This window comes from Streptomyces inusitatus (genome assembly GCF_014651115.1).
GTDB lineage: Bacteria > Actinomycetota > Actinomycetes > Streptomycetales > Streptomycetaceae > Streptomyces > Streptomyces amakusaensis.
On record NZ_BMWG01000002.1, the window covers coordinates 594550 to 613215 of the forward strand.

General features: G+C 67.9%; 20 protein-coding genes. 12 read left to right on the plus strand and 8 right to left on the minus strand.

Annotated features, from left to right (window positions below):
* Nucleotides 1-32 precede the first annotated feature (32 nt).
* The 3 genes from IE247_RS06525 (at nt 33) to IE247_RS06535 (ending at nt 3169) form a co-directional block, all read left to right on the plus strand.
* Nucleotides 33-827, plus strand: a complete 795-nt coding sequence (locus IE247_RS06525; protein ID WP_373305515.1) for a helix-turn-helix domain-containing protein — start codon at nt 33-35, stop codon at nt 825-827.
* 874 nt (nt 828-1701) lie between these two features.
* On the plus strand, nt 1702-2490 hold the full coding sequence (locus IE247_RS06530) for a hypothetical protein (protein ID WP_190121909.1): 789 nt from the start codon (nt 1702-1704) through the stop codon (nt 2488-2490).
* An 82-nt stretch (nt 2491-2572) separates the two neighbouring features.
* The gene (locus IE247_RS06535) at nt 2573-3169 is read left to right on the plus strand and encodes a GNAT family N-acetyltransferase (RefSeq protein ID WP_190121910.1); all 597 of its coding nucleotides are present in this window, start codon (nt 2573-2575) and stop codon (nt 3167-3169) included.
* Between the two features lie 280 nt (nt 3170-3449).
* Here the strand turns inward: IE247_RS06535 and IE247_RS06540 are convergent, their stop codons facing one another.
* From IE247_RS06540 to IE247_RS06565, 6 genes are all read right to left on the minus strand, one after another.
* A complete protein-coding gene (locus IE247_RS06540; protein ID WP_190121911.1) occupies nt 3450-4025 on the minus strand; it encodes a TetR/AcrR family transcriptional regulator in 576 nt (191 codons plus the stop codon).
* Entirely contained in the window at nt 4022-5122 is a 1101-nt protein-coding gene (locus IE247_RS06545; protein WP_190121912.1) for a saccharopine dehydrogenase family protein, read from the minus strand. The genes IE247_RS06540 and IE247_RS06545 overlap by 4 nt, the downstream gene beginning before the upstream one ends.
* Before the next feature lie 40 nt (nt 5123-5162).
* On the minus strand, nt 5163-5486 hold the full coding sequence (locus tag IE247_RS06550) for a nuclear transport factor 2 family protein (protein ID WP_229868719.1): 324 nt from the start codon (nt 5484-5486) through the stop codon (nt 5163-5165).
* Nucleotides 5487-5630: 144 nt separating this feature from the next.
* Nucleotides 5631-6521, minus strand: coding sequence for a S1 family peptidase (locus IE247_RS06555; protein ID WP_190121914.1), 891 nt, complete (start codon nt 6519-6521; stop codon nt 5631-5633).
* 771 nt (nt 6522-7292) lie between these two features.
* Nucleotides 7293-7565 carry a DUF397 domain-containing protein gene (locus IE247_RS06560; protein WP_190121915.1) on the minus strand — a complete coding sequence of 91 codons (273 nt, stop codon included), beginning with the start codon at nt 7563-7565 and terminating at the stop codon, nt 7293-7295.
* A 4-nt stretch (nt 7566-7569) separates the two neighbouring features.
* Nucleotides 7570-8454, minus strand: a complete 885-nt coding sequence (locus tag IE247_RS06565; RefSeq protein ID WP_190122115.1) for a helix-turn-helix domain-containing protein — start codon at nt 8452-8454, stop codon at nt 7570-7572.
* Nucleotides 8455-8698: 244 nt separating this feature from the next.
* Between IE247_RS06565 and IE247_RS06570 the strand changes: the two genes are divergently transcribed.
* Nucleotides 8699-9175, plus strand: a complete 477-nt coding sequence (locus IE247_RS06570) for an ATP-binding protein (RefSeq protein ID WP_190121916.1) — start codon at nt 8699-8701, stop codon at nt 9173-9175.
* Between the two features lie 82 nt (nt 9176-9257).
* On the plus strand, nt 9258-9794 hold the full coding sequence (locus tag IE247_RS06575) for an NUDIX hydrolase (RefSeq protein ID WP_190121917.1): 537 nt from the start codon (nt 9258-9260) through the stop codon (nt 9792-9794).
* 164 nt (nt 9795-9958) lie between these two features.
* On the opposite strand, the gene IE247_RS06580 is transcribed toward IE247_RS06575, so the two are convergent.
* Entirely contained in the window at nt 9959-11395 is a 1437-nt protein-coding gene (locus IE247_RS06580) for an APC family permease (protein ID WP_229868721.1), read from the minus strand.
* 189 nt (nt 11396-11584) lie between these two features.
* Between IE247_RS06580 and IE247_RS06585 the strand changes: the two genes are divergently transcribed.
* The 6 genes from IE247_RS06585 to IE247_RS06610 all read left to right on the plus strand — a co-directional run bounded on the left by IE247_RS06585 (nt 11585) and on the right by IE247_RS06610 (nt 16831).
* Entirely contained in the window at nt 11585-12373 is a 789-nt protein-coding gene (locus IE247_RS06585) for a polysaccharide deacetylase family protein (protein ID WP_190121918.1), read from the plus strand.
* Nucleotides 12370-13143: an SDR family NAD(P)-dependent oxidoreductase gene (locus tag IE247_RS06590; protein ID WP_190121919.1), complete on the plus strand. Its 774-nt coding sequence runs from the start codon at nt 12370-12372 to the stop codon at nt 13141-13143. Before IE247_RS06585 ends, IE247_RS06590 begins: the two co-directional genes overlap by 4 nt.
* Nucleotides 13140-13862: an SDR family NAD(P)-dependent oxidoreductase gene (locus tag IE247_RS06595; RefSeq protein WP_190121920.1), complete on the plus strand. Its 723-nt coding sequence runs from the start codon at nt 13140-13142 to the stop codon at nt 13860-13862. Before IE247_RS06590 ends, IE247_RS06595 begins: the two co-directional genes overlap by 4 nt.
* Entirely contained in the window at nt 13859-14998 is a 1140-nt protein-coding gene (locus IE247_RS06600; RefSeq protein WP_190121921.1) for a C45 family autoproteolytic acyltransferase/hydrolase, read from the plus strand. Before IE247_RS06595 ends, IE247_RS06600 begins: the two co-directional genes overlap by 4 nt.
* Nucleotides 14999-15130: 132 nt before the next feature.
* Complete coding sequence (locus IE247_RS06605) at nt 15131-16192, plus strand: SGNH/GDSL hydrolase family protein (RefSeq protein ID WP_190121922.1); 1062 nt, start codon at nt 15131-15133, stop codon at nt 16190-16192.
* A 201-nt stretch (nt 16193-16393) separates the two neighbouring features.
* Complete coding sequence (locus tag IE247_RS06610) at nt 16394-16831, plus strand: NUDIX hydrolase (RefSeq protein WP_190121923.1); 438 nt, start codon at nt 16394-16396, stop codon at nt 16829-16831.
* A gap of 6 nt (nt 16832-16837) precedes the next feature.
* Here IE247_RS06610 and IE247_RS06615 read toward each other — a convergent pair whose 3' ends face one another.
* Nucleotides 16838-17458, minus strand: a complete 621-nt coding sequence (locus IE247_RS06615; RefSeq protein ID WP_190121924.1) for a hypothetical protein — start codon at nt 17456-17458, stop codon at nt 16838-16840.
* Between the two features lie 179 nt (nt 17459-17637).
* Here IE247_RS06615 and IE247_RS06620 point away from each other — a divergent pair, with 179 nt between their 5' ends.
* Complete coding sequence (locus IE247_RS06620; protein WP_190121925.1) at nt 17638-18666, plus strand: hypothetical protein; 1029 nt, start codon at nt 17638-17640, stop codon at nt 18664-18666.

Sequence of the window (18666 nt, forward strand, 5' to 3'; positions counted from 1 at the left end):
CGAGCGCACAAGAAGCCCGTAAAGCACTCGGGATGCGCCTGGCAGAGATCCGAGCAGCGGCCGGGCTCACCAAACGAGCCCTGGCCACCATTCTGAGCTGGCACGAGTCGAAGGCTTCGCGCTTCGAGAGCGGCACTCGCACGCCCTCGGAGCGCGATCTTCGCGATTGGTGCAGGGCATGTGGCGCGGAGGGCGAGGTGGAGGATCTCGTCACGACGGCCCGCGGAATCGAGGGCATGTATGTCGAGTGGCGCAAGATGGAGCGCCATGGACTCAAATGGGCTCAGCAGTCAGCCCTACCGCTCTGGGAGCGAACGCAGCAGTTTCGCTTCTATTCACCGTGGCTCGTACCCGGCCCGGTGCAGACGGCTTCCTACATCAAGGCTCTGCTGTCCGCGATCCGAGACCGTCGTGGTGTGATCGACGACGTGGAGTCGGCCGTCGCCGTCCGCCTTGAGAAGCAGCGGATCGTACACACACCTCGCACGTTCGCCATCATCCTGGAAGAGAGTGCCCTCTACCACCGCATCGGCGGCACAGAGGTGATGGCTGACCAGCTCGGCTACCTGCTGAGCGCCATGGCCTTGCCCAGGGTGAGCCTCGGCATTATTCCCCGTACCATCGATCGCCCGCTCATGCCTGTAGAGGGCTTCTTTATGTTCGACGAGCACACAGTCAAGGTTGAACTGGTTTCCGCTCATCTCACAGTCGTCCAGAAGCATGAAATTGCCTTGTATGCAAGGACGTTCGGCGAGCTGGGCGAACTTGCCGTACACGGGGCCGCTGCACGTGAGCTCATCACCGCTGCCATCGAATCTCTAGGGTGAACACCTGGCAAGTTTCGGCACACTCCTGGAATCTCACCCCTCCCCCTTTCTAGATTTACCAGCACGGCGGAAATCGTGCTCTGGAGGGGTAAGTGATGACTGCGGAAATTACAGGCACGGCGATGCGAGACGCTGACGGCCGAGATCAATGTGAAGCAGCCGTGCGAGATCGCCGACTATACGAAGGCGTTCCAGGGGTTGGGCGGGATGGCTGTATACGGTTCGAAGGCCCGGAAGTTGATCGAGTCTGCGATCGACGCTCTCTGAGCTTGCGCGCAATTCTCCGCAACTTCGTTGCCTTCCCTCCTGCCGCATCGGCAAGGTTGTCGCACTGTCCAAGCACTGCACGAAGGGTGCTGATCCCCACCCAACGGCCCGGGCATTGGACGAAAAACTCAGCCCTGCCCTCTGACGGGCCTGTTTCCCATCCACGGAAGGAATCGCCATCTCAGTGATCGCTGCCAGAGCCGTCGCCATCATGGATCCGACCGCTCTTTACGCCACATGAGGTGATCTCGGACTTCTCGTCGGCCCTCTCGTGGAGGTCTGCGAGGAGGGACCCGCCCCGGCATCAGCTCGGGAAAGCACACCGGGGCGGGCTGTAGGTGCACAACGGCCCGCAGGCGGACTCCGGGTCGCCGTACCCCAGAGGAGGGTACCGCTTGTCCCTGAAGGAAGCACTCCCCCGCAAGGCCGCCGTCCACGGCGGCGACGACGACGCCGACAACACCGATATCGAGGACGGCGACGGCCAGGGCGGAAGCGGTTCGCCCGGCCACTGATCGCCGACGGGGCTCCGGTCGAGGATCGGGGCCCCGTCGGCCGCCATGCCGAACTGCTCACCGATGTTCTCCCTCTCTGGGGTCTCTCTGCCATGCATCTCTTGGTCGTCGACTGGGACTACTTCTTCCCCACCCCCGCGGCAGGCGGGCCACAAGGACCGCACGACGATCTTTTCAAGTGGCCGGTCGCCGAAGACGAGTTCCACACGGAAACCGTCTGGGAGGCACGGCACCGCGACTTCACAGCGGCCGGTGTCGAGCTGCCACAGGTGACAGGCTGGCGGGACTTCTGGCGCAGGTTCCGGTTCTCTGCCGGAACCGTGCTCGTCCACGCCGACAGCAACGCGTGGGCGGGACTGCTCTGGCCCTCGGACCTCGGCCGGCCCGAGGAGCGCTGGGATTCGGTGCACCTGTACGACGCCCACCATGACGCCGGGTACCGGCAGAACCACCGGAGCTTCGAGGAGTGGAGAACCTCGGGCGACGGCATCCGGTGCGAGTCCTGGATGCTCGCGCACCACTGGGCCGGGGCTTCCCTCCACGTCCGCTTCCCGCCTTGGCGACAGTCGCTCGACCGCCCTCGGGAGGAGCCACTCGTACCCGTCGACATGACGATCGACGACGGTCGGGCACCGGCCGCCGTCTTCGATCTGGTCTTCGTCTGCCGGTCCGGCGCATGGGTGCCGCCGTGGTGCGACGGGGCGTTCACCGAGTTCCTTCGCAGCGCCCCGCTGCCGAAGACCGTGTTCGGACGGAACCGCTGGGTACATCCCCGTCCGGACCCGGCCCGGATGACGGAGGTGAAGCGGGGGCTGTACGCGAAGGTCGAGGAGATGAATCGCGCCGGGGTGGGGGAGGCTCTGGGTGGGGGCAGGGAGTGAAGGAGGGCCCTGGGTAGGGGCCAAGCAACCGCAGCGGCAAAGCGCCTGATCACGTAGGGGTGCGGGTGTTACCGTCCTCCGCATGCCTGAACTGATCGCTCCTACTGGACGGTTGCATTCCTCGTGGCTCACGGCGCGGGACGAGTGGCAGCCTGGTGCTCACCAGGACGGGGCCGGCCTGCGTCTGGCCGGTGACGATGACCTGGACCGCCCAGAAGGGTTCACCTCATGGGCTGAGCGGCTGCGGCAGCAGTCGGACCGGTCGCTGCCTGTCGGGGAAGGGCGCGTCCACGCTACCCACTGGTGGATCGTGGACGGTGAGACGTACCTCGGGGCCATCGATCTTCGTCACTACCTGAACGCCCTCCTGCTGGAAGGCGGCGGACACATCGGCTACAGCGTTCGGCCCTCCGTCAGAAGACGCGGACTGGCCTCGTGGGCACTGGGAGCGGTTCTACTCAAGGCACCGGCCCTCGGTCTGGACCGGGTCCTCCTCACCTGTGACGACGGCAACGTCGGCTCAATGCGCACCATCGAAAGCAACGGTGGCGTCCTCGAAGATGTGCGCAGCACCGAGACCGGGGTCAAGCGCCGCTACTGGATCACCCTCAACGACGCCAGTCAACGACTGACGTCGAACACTGCCGTACAGGAGCTACTGCCTGGTGGTGCAGGGTAGTTCAGCCGCTTCCGCCTTCGGAGGGACCTCATGAATTATGGTGCTCGGGTGGGAGCTGGACGGACGGCTCTGGGCGCGAGCCAACTAAATGAAACGGGCCTTGATCGCTAACAAAAGGCCCGGTCAGGAAGTGTTGGCCCCGCCCGTGCGGGGGTGGTCCGCTCGGAGTCCGCCGGCGGTCCCCTACTCCTGGGTTGGCCCCGCGCGTGCGGGGGTGTTCCGATCCCAGCCACGATCGACGGGGTCCGCGCCCTGTCGGCCCCGCGCGAGCGGGGCCACCTCACCTCCCCGTCAAAATCCCCAACGCCGTCCGCAAAATCACCCCATCCGTCGCCCCCGACGGACTCCCCCCCACCCCCGACCGCATCAGCGAGCTGCCCTCGATCAGCGCGATGAAGGTCTCCGCCCGGGCCCGAACCTCCTCGGCCGGAACGTCCGGCGCGTGAGCGCCGATCCGAGCCGCGACCAGGTCCGCGTACTGGACGTAGAAAGCTCGAACCGCCGTCGCCACCGACTCGTCGCGAGCGGCGAGCGCCCAAAGCTCGACGAACACCCGAACCAACTCGGCGTCGGTCTGCTGAGCGAGAAGAACCGCGACGAGATCCCCCAGAGGCGCGTCCGGAGACGAGGGAACAGCAGCGGCCACCTCGTCCAAGGAGCGTTGGAGGATCCGGGCGAGAAGCTCGGACACCAGGGCGTCGCGGGTCGGGAAGTAGTACTGGAGGTGGCCTAGACGGACGCCCGCTGTGTCGGCGACCGCGCGGAGGGAGAGGGCTGAGTGGCCGCCTGCGATCAAAGTCGCCTCGGCGGCGTCCAGGAGGGCGGCGCGGCGGGCGGTGCCCTTGGCGGTGGTCATGCCGCCGCCTGGGAGGGGGTGTCGGCGAGGGAGGTCGAGACACCGAGGTCGGAGAGGGCACCCAGGACAGTCCCGGGGAGCGGGTGGGACTCCGGGAAGACAACGCCCGCACGGGCTGCGGGAGCGCCGTCTTCGCCGAGCACGCGGCGGAGGCCGAGGAGGCCGCCCATGGCGGTCATGTGGGCCTGGCCGAGCGGGTCGGTCACGGTTGCGGTCAGAGAACCACCAGGCCCTTGGGCCTCGATGCGGAGGATGGCGGTGCCGCCTTCGCCCGGGGAGTAGAGGAGGCGGTGGCGGAGGGGGCGCCAGCGGGGGGAGCGGGTGCGGCGGAAGAAGCCGGATTTGGCGAGGGTGAGGAGGGTGGTGGTGGAGGTGGGGTTACTGAAGCCGAGGCGGGTGGAGACGGTGTGGGGGTTGAGGGTGAGGGGGAGGGTGAATTGTTCGGGGGTGTCGATGCGGGCGACTTTGGTGCGGTGGGGGCCGATGGGGAGGGTGCGGGGGGAGGTGAGGGGGGTGACGACGGTGGGGTGGCCGGATTGGAGGATTTCGAAGTCGACGCCGAGGCGGTCCATGAACTCGACGGAGTCGACGCCGGCGCGGTCGGAGAGGTCGTAGCGGATGGCGGTGTCGAGGGTGTCGAGGCCGCCGAGGCGGTCGGCGAGGGCGGTGGCGACCAGGGGGACGACGCCGCCCATCCAGCCGGAGGAGAGGAGGACGGGGGCGGAGGGGGAGGCCAGGGAGGTGAGGGTGATGGCGCGCTGCATGCGGGCCGTCCAGCGGGTGACGTCGACGTAGGGGATGCCGCCCGCGAGGGCGGCGCGGAGGACCCGGTCGTCCGGGTCGTTCACCAGGCTGACCACCGCGCGTACGGAGGCCCCGAAGGGCTCCGGCGACGCCAGGTCCCACCGCCTGGCCTCGGCAGAACCCTCCGCCGAGATCTCGGCGCACAGGCCCGCCGCCTTCTCCGGGGAGCGCCCCGCCAGCAGCAGCGGCCACCGGCCACTCACCGCCCGGGCCAGCTCCGCCCCCACCGTTCCATACCCGCCGACCAGCAGCACCGGTCCGGCAGCGTCATGCACCAGCTCGTCATTAACCATAAGCCCGACTATAGGTCATGCGACCTAAAAACGCTCACCCTCACGCCTGGCCGGTCTCGAAGCGGGTGATTTCACCGTCTGTAACAAGAAAACGCCACTTCGTACGCATCTCTCCCCACACCTCATTCCAGAACCTCACCACCAACCCCCTCCCGTCCTCCGACTGCGACTCCACCTCCATCCGCCCGCGCGGCGCGAAGATCTCCTTCTCGGTCCACTCGGTCAGATTCCGCTCACTCCCGTCGTCCGCCATCGTCGCCCCCGGGGCCAGCGCCGCCCGGAAAGCCGCCCTGTCCCCCGCGTTCACCGCCGCCACGAACCTCCGCACGGCAGGGTCGATCAGTTCCTCCACAGTCAGCGGCACGGGAGTCTCCAAAAGCAGAAACAGACACGGGCACTCCATCCGTATCCCGGACCGCCGCTCCCCGCCCCCCGGCATACGCCAAACGCACCACAAGCGGCCCCCGCCCGAAGGCAGGGGCCGCGCGGAGCGCCGGAGGGGGAAGGCTTAGAAGACGCTCAGGCCGTGGATGCCGAGCGGGCGGGTGACCGGCTCGTAGAAGGTGATGCCGCCGGAGGTGCAGTTGCCGCTGCCGCCGGAGAGGAGGCCGTGGGCGGTGTTGCCGCTGAAGAGGGGGCCGCCGGAGTCGCCGGGCTGGCCGCAGACGTTGGTCTGGATGGTGCCGTAGACGACCTGGCCGCCGCCGTAGTTGACGGTGGCGTTGAGGGCGGTGACGTTGCCGGTGCGCCAGCCGGTGGTGGAGCCGCTGCGCTCGACGCGCTGGCCGACGCTCGGGGTGTTGGCGTTGACGATGTCGCGGTAGGTGCCGTTGTGGAGGTAGACGCGGCCGTCGGCGTTGGCGTTGTTGGCGTGGCGGATCACGCCGTAGTCGTACGTGGGGAACTGACCGGCGGCCACGTTGCCGAGGGTGCCGCCGCCGAAGGTCCAGGAGGGGCGGCCGTTGGTGCAGTGGCCGGCGGTGAGGGCGTAGTAGACGCCGCCGCCGACGACGTTGAAGCCGAGGGAACAGCGCGCACCGGCACCGTAGATGGCCTCGCCGCCCGCGATGAGACGGTTGAACTTGCCGGGGGTGTGCTTGATCTGAAGGGCGCCGGACTGGTCTCCGGCAGTCTTCTTGATCTTGGCTATCTCGGCGGCGGAGACGGTGCTGTCGACGGTGACGACGACCTTGCCGGTGGCCTTGTCGGTGTACCAGGAGGTACCGCCGATGTCGGCCTTCAGGACGCCGTCGCTCGCCTTGGCGAGCTGGGCGGCGCTGGGGGCGGCGGTCGCGTGGGAATCGGCCACGGCAGTGGGGGCGGCGAGGGCGGCGGCGGTGACCAGGCTGGCGGCGACGGCGAGCAGTCGCGCACCTCTGGTGAACTTCTTGACCTTCACAAATCCTCCAGAATCCGGGGCCCGTTCGATGTCCGGGCCCACTGCGGCGCAGACGACAGTCCCCCGACAATGCGGCAGTCATGGGCCTGTCAAACGGCGTGGTACGGATCCTGGGTGCCCTGCGCCGTCGCGACAAGCTCGCCTTTTGGCCGCACTACGCGCGTTGTGGTGGAGAAGTCCACACGGTGGCGAAATCGGGCCCCCGGCTTTCCGCAGCGAATCCAGTGGTGTGGACAACTGGCGCAAGGGCGACACCCAGCCACCGAATGGACTTTCGTCGGATTCCGGCAAATGTGTGCGCGCCGGTCAGTACCGAGTGATACGTGAAGATCCCGTGCAGGTGTTTCCATCAGGGAACTCAGAGCGGATTGGCTGCTCATCGTCCTCTTGACAAGGAGCGCAGGATCACCGGAATCAATGTCCCGCCATACGGTGTTCACTCGGGCGACGAAAGATCCACGCCATTCCGGAACGTGCCACGGGCACTGCCGACCACTCCCCCGGCCCGGTTCCTGAGAGTCGGCTGTGCGGTGCCGGGGAGATTGGGCCGTCAAGGGGCACGCGTGGCCAAATGCGAGTACGGAAAGCGCTCACCGGAATCGGCCAACGTCCGCCGTATGGGCCGATTGTCCTCTTCGATCACGGGGGGCGCGTGTCTGGTTTATGCGCGGCGCACATGCTGGGGGCGCACAACCGGAACCGGTACGCATGAGAACGGGCCACCTCGCCGTACGAAGACGAGGTGGCCCGTGGGGTGGAGCGGTACGGCTGTTAAAGATCGCCGGACTTGAGAGAGGTGACGAAGCCCGCCCATGCGGAACCCTCGAAGACGAAGGCGGGGCCGTCAGGAGTCTTGGAGTCGCGGACCGCTATCGCGTTGGGGAACAGGGCCGCCTCGACGCACTCGCCGCCCTGAGCGTTGCTGTAGCTGGAAGTGAACCAGCGGGCTCCTTCCAACTGCGCCACCTCCACGCACTGACCGCCCTGGGCGTTGCTGTAGCTGGAGGTGAACCAGCGGGCCTCAGCCAGCAGTTCATTGGTCATCTGCTCAGTACTCCTTTATCGCTTCTCGGATCATGCTCAGGGATTCCTTCGGCCCCAGAGCATCGGCTTGGAGCTCCGTGAAGGCCTCGTCGTACCGTGTCACGTCCGCTGTGCTGCGGACCACTTGAGCATCGACAAGTCCCTCCAGGTAGACGATGGGCTTCATCGCCTCACTCTCCCGGAAGCGCAGGAGGGTGAAGGCGCCATCCATACCCACATGCGCGCCGCTCTTGAAGGGGATCACCTGGACTCGGACTGAAGGCAGCGAGGACGCGACCTCGGCGATGTGCTCCAGTTGAGCCCGCATCACCGCCGGGCTAGCCGTCTGGCGGAGAAGCACCGCCTCATTGATGACTGCGGTGAAGCGGAGGGGGAGTTCCGCTCTGCGCAGGACCTCCTGGCGAGCCATCCGGACCGCCACCCACTTTTCGATGCCCTCGGCGGCGTTCCCCTTCAACACTTGCTGATGGAGCCCTCTCACATACTCCTCCGTCTGGAGCAGGCCCGGGACGTACTCCGCCTCGTACTTGTGCATCGAGGCCGCCGTCTCCTCCAGCCCCAGATACGCCTTGAACGTCGGGCTTATGGCCGGCCTGTACTCATCCGTCTGCCACCAGTCCTTCTTCGTCTTCGTCACCGCCGCGTACGCCGTCAGCAGCGCCCGCTTGTCCGCGTCCGCCCCGTACATGTCGCACAGCGCGATCACGTCCGACGGCTCCACCGACGCGTTCTCCCCCGTCTCCAGCCGGGTCAGCTTCGACGGGCTCCAGAGCAGCCTTCTCACGACCTGGTTGGCCCTCAGCTCCGCCGCCAGGCGAAGTTGCCTTAACTCAGTACCCAAGTGCAGACGGCAGAGAGCCGGCGTGGCCGACTCAATGTTCGTGATCATCTGCTTCCTCCCCGCACGCGTTATCCAGTGTGTCGGCGATGGTTCCGCCAAGGCAAGAAACGTTCTGCGCCACAGCAGGAGCTTCTGCGCTGCTTCGAACATGCCACGAAATAGAAGCAGTTCCCGCAGAACTTTGATTTCAGAAGCCCCTTGAGACGGCACCTACAGTAGCGCTCCCGGTGCCATCCTGGACGCGGATTCATCGCCCCGAAGTTCAACGAGGCACCCAGCAAAAGGATTCGCGATGCCCGGACCCTTCAACTCCCCCACCCACCGGCCAACTTCGGCCAACGGCAGCAGCACCCCGCCGCCCGGTCTCGACCCCCACACCGCCCGCATTCAGCGGATCAAGCTCTCATTCCCGCCGGAAGCCGATTGGGTCGTACGCGTCCGCCATCTCTCCGGCGCAATTCTGTATCGCAATGGACTGACCGACCCCGATCTTCTGCACACCACCGAACTCCTGGTGAGCGAGATCGTCACCAATGCCATTACCCACGGCGGCGGCGAAGAGGTCAGCTTCACCCTGGAATGCGACCCGCGCCGGGAGATCCGTATCGAAGTGGACGACCACGGGAGCGGCGTACCGAGGATCCGTTACCCCAGTCACGACGACGAAAGCGGACGCGGGATGCTGCTCGTCGACCTGCTGGCCCAAACTTGGGGAAGAAAGGGCTCTTGCACCTGGTGCACCGTGCCGACACAAGAAGTGGTGGCCTGACGATTCGATCGAGAAATATCGAATCGTCGGACGATCCGGCCGGAAGACCTGGTCGGGCGCAGCACGGAAGCAGGTGGCGTGTATGCCTGTCGCGGACAGCGACATCGTGAAGGCACTCACGAGTTATATGCATCAGCATCCGGCGGAGACAGGGGCATTGATGCCGCTGTACGACGCCATACGGGACCACTCCTCGCAAGGGGGGTGTCTCCATGAGAATCAGTGCCCGCTGGTGAAGGCGGCTGCCCTGGTGGTGGACGAGCAGGAACGGGTGCTCGCCTTCAGCCATCGGACGTGGTGGGCGCTGGCGGAGGGTTCGCCGCTGCCGCACGACGAGTCGATGGGGGCGGCGGCGCTGCGGGTGCTGGGCGAGTTCGCCGGCATGGAGGGCGTGTGGGCCGTGCCCGGGGCCGAGGATCCGATCGCGGTGGATGTGATCTGGGCGGCCCCGGAGGAGGGGCATCGGCTGAGGTTCGGGTTCCGGTATCTGTTCCGGGCGCACTCGCGGGCGCTGCCCGCCCGGCTCGTGGCCAGCGGTCGGGCCAGATGGGTGCCGATAGCGGAGATCGCCCCCCGGCTGGCGGAGCGGCTGATCGCCCGCATGGCGCTCCCGCTGTGAGTCCACGGGCCGAGCAGATCGCGTGCATCCTGTCCGTACTCGCCCTGACCGGGACGCTGGCCTGGGCGGTGCTGGGGGGTGCGCGCTGAGACGTACGGACATGGCTGTGGGTCTCTCCGGGCGGAGAGACCCACAGCGCCGTCAGACCTTCGTTCAGACCTCGTTCAGACCTTCGTACTGCCCGGAGTGATCTCCTCCGGGCCCGGGGCCAGCTCCTCGCCGCCCTCCTCCATGTGCAGCTCCGGGGGCTTGCGGGTGAAGAAGCGGGTGGAGACGGCGAGGAGGATCACGCCGACCGCCATCCAGAGGAGGCCGACGACGAAGGTGTCGCCGGTGAGGCTGGTCCAGAGCCAGACGGTGCTGGCGAAGCCCAGGCCCGGGAGCAGGCCGTTGATCAGGAGCGAGCGGGCTCCCAGGCCATTCTTGCGGCCCCGGCCGAAGAGGTAGTGCTTGATCACGCTCAGGTTGACCATGGAGAAGGCGGCCAGCGCACCGAAGTTGATCATTACGACGGCCTGGTCGAGCGTGAGGACGGTGGAGAGCAGGGCCACCGCTGAGACCGCGAGGAGCGCGCCGACCGGGGTGCCGAATCTGGGGTTCAGCCGACCGAAGAGGCGGCGGGGCAGCAGGCCGTCACGGCCCATGGAGAAGATGATCCGCGAGACGCTGGCCTGGGAGACCATCGCCGAGCCGAAGCAGCCGAGGACGTACACCGCCGTGAAGGCCCCGCTCAGGGCGGAGCCCCCGACGGTCTCCATCAGCTCCGCGCCCGCCGAGTCCGGGTTGGTGAAGTCGTTGTCGGGGCGGACGAGCGAGCCGACCCAGGCGACGAGGATGAAGAGTCCGCCGCCGATCGCGGTGGTGAGGATGATGCCCAGCGGGATCGTGCGGCGCGGGTTGTGCGCCTCCTCGGCAAGCGTGGAGACCGCGTCGAAGCCGAGGAAGCTGAGCGCCAGGATCGCCGCGCCGCCCGCCAGCAGCGACCACTGGCCGGACTCGGGGATGAAGGACTGGAGCGCGTCGCCCGCCGAGACCTGGGACTCGATGCCGCCGAGGGTGACGAAGGTGATCAGGAGCAGCGCCGTCACACCCATGACGATCGCGGTGATACGGCTGACGAACTTGACCCCGAGGACGTTGAAGACCAGCACCACCAGGAGGACCAGGACGCTCCACACGCCTTGCGGCACCCCGGGGAACTGCGCGTGCAGATAGATGCCCGCCAGCAGGAAAGACACCATGGGGAGGAAGAGATAGTCGAGCATCAGCGTCCAGCCGGTCAGAAACCCGACATGGCCGCCGAACACCTTCTGTGAATACTTGTACGCGGAGCCGGCCGCCGGAAAGCTGCGGACCATCCGGCCGTAACTGTGTGCCGTCAGCATCATCACGCCGAGTGCCAGGACATATGCCGCCGGGAGATGTCCGGCGGTCTCGTCGTTGACGATCCCGTAAGTGGTGAAGACCGCGACGGGCGACATGTAAGTGAGGCCGAAGAGCACGATCGCGGGCAGCCGCAGCACTCGGGTCAGCTTGCCTGTCGACTGTCCTGTCGGCTGGGGCGTCGGCTGGGGCGCTTTCTCAGTTTCGCTACTGGACACCGGCTTGATTCCTCTCCGCGCCCGTCGGTTCAACGGGAGTTCAATCGATGCCCGAAGAGTGGCAAAACCCGGCGGTGACCGACATACGTAATCTTACGGAGTTCGGAAAACTTCCCAGGTCGTTAGCGTGTTCCTCGTTCCCGCACGGAGAGAGGACCCCTTATGTGGCCAGCAGGCTATAGGGCGGCTTTGGCGCTGACGGTCGACTTCGACGCCGAGGAATTGTGGCTCGCCGAGGACCCCGCGAACGCCTCGCGGCCGGGGGTTCTCTCCCAGGCCCGGTACGGGGCCGAGGTCGCCGTCCCGCAGCTCCTTGAGATGCTCGACCGGCTCGCGATACCGGCCACTTTCTTCGTGTGCGGCGGCGACGCCGAAAGATATCCCTCGATCATGGAATCCATGGTCGAACGGGGGCATGAAATCGGCCATCACGGCTACTCCCACCGGTCTCCGCATCTCATGGAGCGGGACGAGGAGGCCGAGGAGCTGGCGCGCGGGCTGGCGGTGCTGAGTCAGTTCACGGACCGGGTGGCGGGGTATCGCTCCCCGTCCTGGGACATCAGCCCCCACACCCTGGATCTGCTCGTGGAGCACGGCTTCGACTACGCGTCCAACATGATGGACGCGGTCCTCCCATACCCGCATGCCCGGCACGACCTGGTGGAGATCCCCGTCCACTGGTCGCTGGACGACGCTCCGCACTTCTGGTTCGACGCGACGAGCTGGGACAAGACGATCCGGTCGGCGCGCGAGGTGGCCGAGCTGTGGGAGGAGGAGACCACCGCGATCCACGACGGCGGAGGTCTGGTGACGCTCACCGTCCATCCGCAGATCATCGGGCGGCCGGGGCGGCTGCGGATGCTGGAGAGGTTCCTCACCGGGGTGCGGGAGCGGGAGCGGGACCGGATCTGGTTCGCGCGGTGTGACGAGGTGGCCCGGGTGACCCGTACGGCTGCGGCTCCGGGGGTGCGGTCGTGAAGCGCCGTACTCGTACCGCCGTCGTCACCGGGGCCGCGCGCGGGATCGGGCACGCGATCGCCCGGCGGCTGGTGCGGGAGGGGTGGAACGTCCTGCTCTCGGACATCGACCCCGCCGTGGTCGAGGCCGCCCGGGTGCTGGGCGACTCCGCCGCCGCCGTGATCGCCGACGTGTCCAAGCCGCGCGACGCGGCGCGTACGGCGGAGGCCGCCGTGGCGGCCTTCGGGGGCGTGGACGCGCTCGTCGCGAACGCCGCCGTCGGCGGGCCCGACACCCCTCTCCTCGACACCGACGACGACGCGATCCGCCGGGTCTTCGAGATCAACTTCTTCGGGGTGCTGCACAGTGTGCAGGCGGTCCGGCCGCTGCTGGCCGAGTCCGCCGAGGGCGGCTCCGCCGGGCGCATCGTCGTCGTCGGCTCCCTCTTCGCCCAGCAGCCCACGCCCGGCGCGGGCGCGTACAGCGCTTCCAAGGCCGCTGTGCACTCCCTGATGCGCACCCTGTCGCTGGAGCTGGCCCCGCACTGCACCGTCAACGCCGTCGCCCCCGGCTATGTCATGACCGACATGCACCGCGAGGAACTCGACGCGCGGGCCCGGCGGGCCGGGCGCTCCTTCGAGGACGAACGGGACAGACTGGCCGCCGAGGTGCCCCTCCGGCGGCACGGGACGGGCGCGGACGTCGCCGACGCCGTACACCATCTGCTCTCCGGCGGCGACTACATCACCGGGCAGACCCTCAACGTCAACGGAGGAGTGTTCACCTCATGAGTTTTGTTGTTCCGGGGCCGCGCAGGCTCGTCGTCACCGGGGCCGGGTCCGGCATCGGGCGCGCCACCGCCGCGCTGGCCGCCGCGCGCGGGTGGACGGTCGCCGGGCTCGACCTCGCCGAGGTGGAAGGGCTCGTACCGTGCGACATCACGGACGAGGACTCCGTACGCGAAGCCTTCCGGCAGGTCGACTCCCTGTGGGACGGGCAGGCCCCGCACGCCCTGGTGCACTGCGCCGGCGTCTACCGCTTCAAGCCCGCGACCCTCACCACCGCCGCCGACTGGGACGCGGTCGTGAACCTCAACGCCCGGGGATCGCTGCTGGTCGCCGCCGCTGCCGCCGAGCGGATGACCGCTTCCGGCGGCGGGAGTGTCGTCCTGCTGTCCTCGATCGCCGCCGCGCGCGGGGACGCGGGTGAGCCGAGCGCCGCGTACAGCGCCAGCAAGGGCGCGGTGGAGGCCCTGACGCGTCAACTGGCGGTCGAGTGGGGACCGTACGAGATCCGCTGCAACGCGGTCGCGCCCGGGGTGATCGACACCCCGATGACCACCGTCTCCCACCATCCGGAGGCTTTCGAGCAGGTGCTGCGGCGCATTCCGGCGGGCCGACTGGGGACTGCGGAGGAAGTGGCGCGGGTCTGTCTCTTCCTCGCCTCCGAGGAGTCCGCCTATGTGAGCGGGACCGTCATCGCCGTGGACGGAGGGCAGGGCGCGTCATGAGCGAGATAGCGATGATCCGGGTGAAGGGCGGGGCGCGCGAGCGCGGGCTTGTGTATGGTCGCGCCGCCGGGGAGCGGGTGCGGCTCTCCCTGGAGAACTACGAGCGGGTGTACGCCACCTTCGCCGACCTGCGGTGGGACGCGGCGACCGCGCTCGCCGAGACGTACATCCCGGCGGTCGAGGCGTTCGACGCGAGCGCGCTGGAGGAGATGGAGGGGATCGCGCTGGGGGCGGGTGTCGCCTTCGAGGACATCCTCGCGCTCAATCTGCGGACCGAGATCCTCTTCTCCGGGAAGGCCCGGAAGCTGTCGTCTCTGGAGGCGCGCCCTCCCGGCGAGTGCACCTCCTTCTGCGATCTGCGCGGGCCCGAGCCCGTCGTGGGGCAGAACTGGGACTGGATCCCCTTCTCACACCAGACCGTCGTCGTCCTCGAAGCCGTCCCCGAGACCGGGCCCCGCTGGGTCTCGGTGGTGGAGGCCGGACTGCTCGCCAAGTTCGGCATGAACTCGGCGGGGGTGACCGTCCTGACCAACGCGCTGGTCACCTCGCTGGACCGGGGCGAGCCGGGGATGCCGTACCACCTGCTGCTGCGTGCCCTGTTGTCGTCCGAGTCCGTCGACGCCGCCGTGGAGCTTCTGCGCTCCGCGCACCGGTCGTCGTCCGCGAACTATCTGATCGTGGGCGGCGACGGGCGGGGTGTCGACGTCGAGGCGCGGCCCGGCGGTGCCGACGATCTGCGCCTGCGGCGCGTGGAGCGGGGCGAGTTCCTCGTACACGCCAATCACTTCCTCGGCGGGGACGCCGATCTCGCTTCGCGCGGCGTCGACCACGGGCCGCGCGTCATGCCCGACACCCTCTTCCGGCAGGAGCGCGCCACCGCTCTGGCCGAGCTGATGCCGGTGCCCTCGGTCGCCGGGTGGCACGAGGTGCTGAGCGACCACGCCAACTACCCGGACGCGGTGTGCTGTCACCCCGATCCGCGCGAGGAGGAGCCTCTTTCGCGGGGGTCGACGGTGGCGAGCGCGGTGATCGAGCCGGGGCGGGGGCTGATGCATCTGGTGCTGGGGCATCCGTGCGCGGAGCCGAGGGTGACGTACGACTACGGGGAGTTCCTCGGTATGAACGATCCGGCATGAAAGACCGGCATGAAAGATCTGACTACTTAGCCCGATTGGGGATCGTTGGGCCGGTTGGTCAGCGGGTGAGGCGCCTTCGCCCGGAAGGTCGTGTTCCAGTGCCGGGCGTCTTCTGCCGATCCTGGAGGATTCATGCGACCCCCTGTCCTTCTTCCGCGTACGCGAGCGCTGGCGGTGGCGCTGGCGCTGGCCGTCGGGCTCACGCTGGCGGCGTCCACGCTCGTGCCCTCCGGCTCCGCCGGGGCGTCCGATCAGTACGAGTGGGCCGCGCTGGGCGACTCGTACACCGCGGGCATCTTCATCGGCGACCCACGACCCGCGTTCGGCGACGCGTCACGGGACGGCTGCGACCGCACCACCAACGCCTACCCCGACATCGTCGACCAAGAGCTGGCCCAGTTCCCGCCGGGCAAGCCCGTCCGGCTGACCGACGTAAGCTGCGGCGCCGCCACCATCGCCCATATCGCCAACGCCCGGCAGACCCCGCTCAGCCCCGTCCAGCCCCCCACAGGCGGCTGGCCCGCGGTGGACCCGCAGACCCTGCGAGCCAAGCTGAGCGACCAGACCGACATCGTCACCATCGGCATCGGCGGCAACAGCCTGTCCTTCGGTGAGATCCTGCTGAAGTGCCTCGAACAGGGCTCGACCGGCAAGTCCTGTCGCGAGTACTACACCAACCCGCCCGAGGGCGAGGAGACCATCCAGGACAAGCTGGCCCGCGTCCAGGACGAGTACATCGAGATGCTCGCCAAGGTGCACCAGGCCGCCCCCAACGCCAAGGTCATCACGGTCGGCTACCCCGCCGTCCTCCCGGAGACGGGCAGCGACTGCGATCGCCTCTCCCTCACCGAACTCGGCGCGATCACCCACGCCGACGTCGACTGGCTCCGCGACGACGTCCTCAAGCCGCTGAACACCACCATCCAGCGAGTCACGGACTTCTTCGGCGACCGCTACGTCGACGTCTACTCCTCCAGCATCGGCCACGACGCCTGCCAACCCGCCGAAACCAAGTGGATCGAGGGCATCTGCGGCGACGCGGCCGATTACTGGCCCACCAACCTCCCCGGCGCTCTGCCGAGCTGCGCCACCATCGGCAAGCGGGCCACCGTGGTCCACCCGAACGCCGCAGGGCATGCCGATACCGCCGTGCACGTCGAGCGGGCGATCCGCATCAGTCTGTTGGAACGCTGATCGGGCGGGCGGCCAGCTTGCCACTCACAGGGCCGGCTGGTGCGATACCTACTCACCACATATCCGGACGGGAACGGCCAGGTGCGGAGCCGGGCCTCCGGGCGCGAGACCGGCCAGTCCCTCCACGTAGACGGTGGCTGGATCCTCCACTGACCCCACCAAGTCCACCAATCCCACCACCGGAAAGCCGGGACGAGCACCGTGATCGAACGAGTCCGCGCCATCCTCCTCACCCCACACAACACCGTGCTGCTCATCAAGCGCATCCGTCCGGGGACGCCCCCGTACTGGGTCGTCCCCGGCGGGAAGGTGGAGCCCACCGACGCCGGTCTCGAAGACGCGCTGCGGCGCGAGATCCACGAGGAGATCGCGGGTGTGCCCACGGTGCTCCGGCTCTTCCATACGCTGGAAAGCCCCGGTGAACGGCAGTACTTCTACCTCGCCACGATCGAGGCATGGGCGTTTGAAGCGCGGACCGGGCCGGAGTTCGGTGAGGAGGGGCGCGGGGAGTATCTGCTGGAAGAGGTCGCGCTCACTCCTGGTGCGCTGGAGGCCGTCAATCTTCAGCCGCGAGAGATCGCGTCTCTGCTCGGGCGGGCGGTCTCCGGCTCCGGCTTGGGCGTGCTGGAAAGGCCCTGATCGGGGTCAGAACGTGTCCTCGATCGCGCCGATCGGGATGCAGTCGTCCTCGGACAGGTTCTTGCAGAGGGTCGCACCGGTGAGGTCCGCTTTTTCTGGGACGAACTGCCAGACCCAGCGGTAGTAGACGGTGTTCGCGCGGAGGGTGCCGAACATCGGGACGCCGTCGGTGCTGCCGGAGAAGAGGAACTGGTCTTCTGTCATGTGGTCGGTCCCGTCTTCGAGCATGCCTCCGTTCAGATTTGGATCGTCGGTTTTGAGGCGCGGGTAATTGATCGCCAGTTCTTGGGCGACCGGTGCCTGGATGCTGCGGTTGGGCGGGTCGGCCTCCACTCGCAGCAGGAGGGTCATCGCCTTGGTCCCTGCGGGCGGGGGGTCGGCGGGGAGGTCCACCACGGTGCGGGCCGCGATGATCTGCACCTTGTAGGTGTAGTTGGCTTTTACGTGCAGGGCCGGCTTGCGGGCCGGGGGGATCGTCGGGCGGGTCGGCTGGTCGGTGGCGTTCTTGCCGGGGCCGGTGGACATGGACGGCGAGTTGGGTGAGCTGGGGGCCGAGGGCTTGGCGCTCGGTTTGTCGCCGTCGGCGGTGGACGGGGTGTCTCCGCCGCAAGCGGTCAGGGCGGTCATGAGGGCGGCAGTCGCGCACGCCCATCGCATCGGGGCGAGAGCCCCTCGGATTCTGTTCACTGTTCCCCCGGTTCGGACATATGACGATGAGCTGATGATCACTCTAAAGGTGAGTGGTCGGGTGTTGAACCGGCTCTGGGGGAAGGTCCGTTGTCAGTGGGGCTTCCTATGCTGAAGGCATGGAGATCAGCAAGGGGACGCTTGAGGATGCCTGGGGGCGGACGGCCGCCGGGCATGCGCTGCTTCACGGGGTCGGGCTGCCGCAGGTGGTGCTCTCGGAGGAGGAGTTGGACGAGTGGGAGGGGTGGGACGGGGCGGAGGGCGAGGGTCTGGCGCTGGTGCTGGACGAGGACGGCACTGTGCACGGCTATCACGGCGCCTATCGGGAGTCCTTCGTCACCCGGGACCTTGAGCAGGTGCTTTATCTGATCGCCGAGGCGGCGATACGCGAGCGCGGCGGCAGTCCGGCGGAGACCGCTGAGGCGCTGGGGCGGATTGATCCGCTCTGGGGGCGACGGTTCCGTACCGGCGGTCTGGATGGCACGGGGGTGGTCGAGGCGTGTGGACGGGACCCGCTGGAGGGGTTCGCCTGGATAGCGGATTCCTGGCGGGAGCAGATCCCCTATACGACTCTGGCCTTCTTCCGTGCCGAGCCGGGGCGGACCGTGGACGCCTCACAACTGGCTCTGTTGTACGGGGCCGATCCCGGGCAGGTCGCGGCCGGTACCCGGCTCAAGGACTTGCGGGCTGGGGACGGCGGTCGCGCCCACTGGGACCGTCAGTGGGACAGCTTCTGCTTCGGGCAGTCCGGTGAATGGGCCTTCCTGCTCTATCACGACACCCCGCCGAAGGCCCGCGCCAACAGGGCCGCGTACGACGGGCTCGGGGTCGGGGAAGGTGTGTGGCTGACCGCCACCTTGGGCAAAGCCATCTACACCTTCTCCTATGTGAAGGACGGCCAGAGCGTCAACGACGACATCGGCGCGCTGGAGCTTCTCGCGTACGACCACGGCCGCTCCCCCTATCTCCGGGGCGGGAAGCTGGACTTCCTCAACCGCGCCTTGCGCCGCGCCGAGCTGGACCATCCCGAGCTGACCAACACGTATCAGCTCTACTTCCACGCGCTGGAGGAGTCCCTCGGGCTGGGGCTGCCGCGCCGGGAGTTCGCGGAGGGGGAGGTGCGGGCCGGGTACTGGACCGGGAAGTAG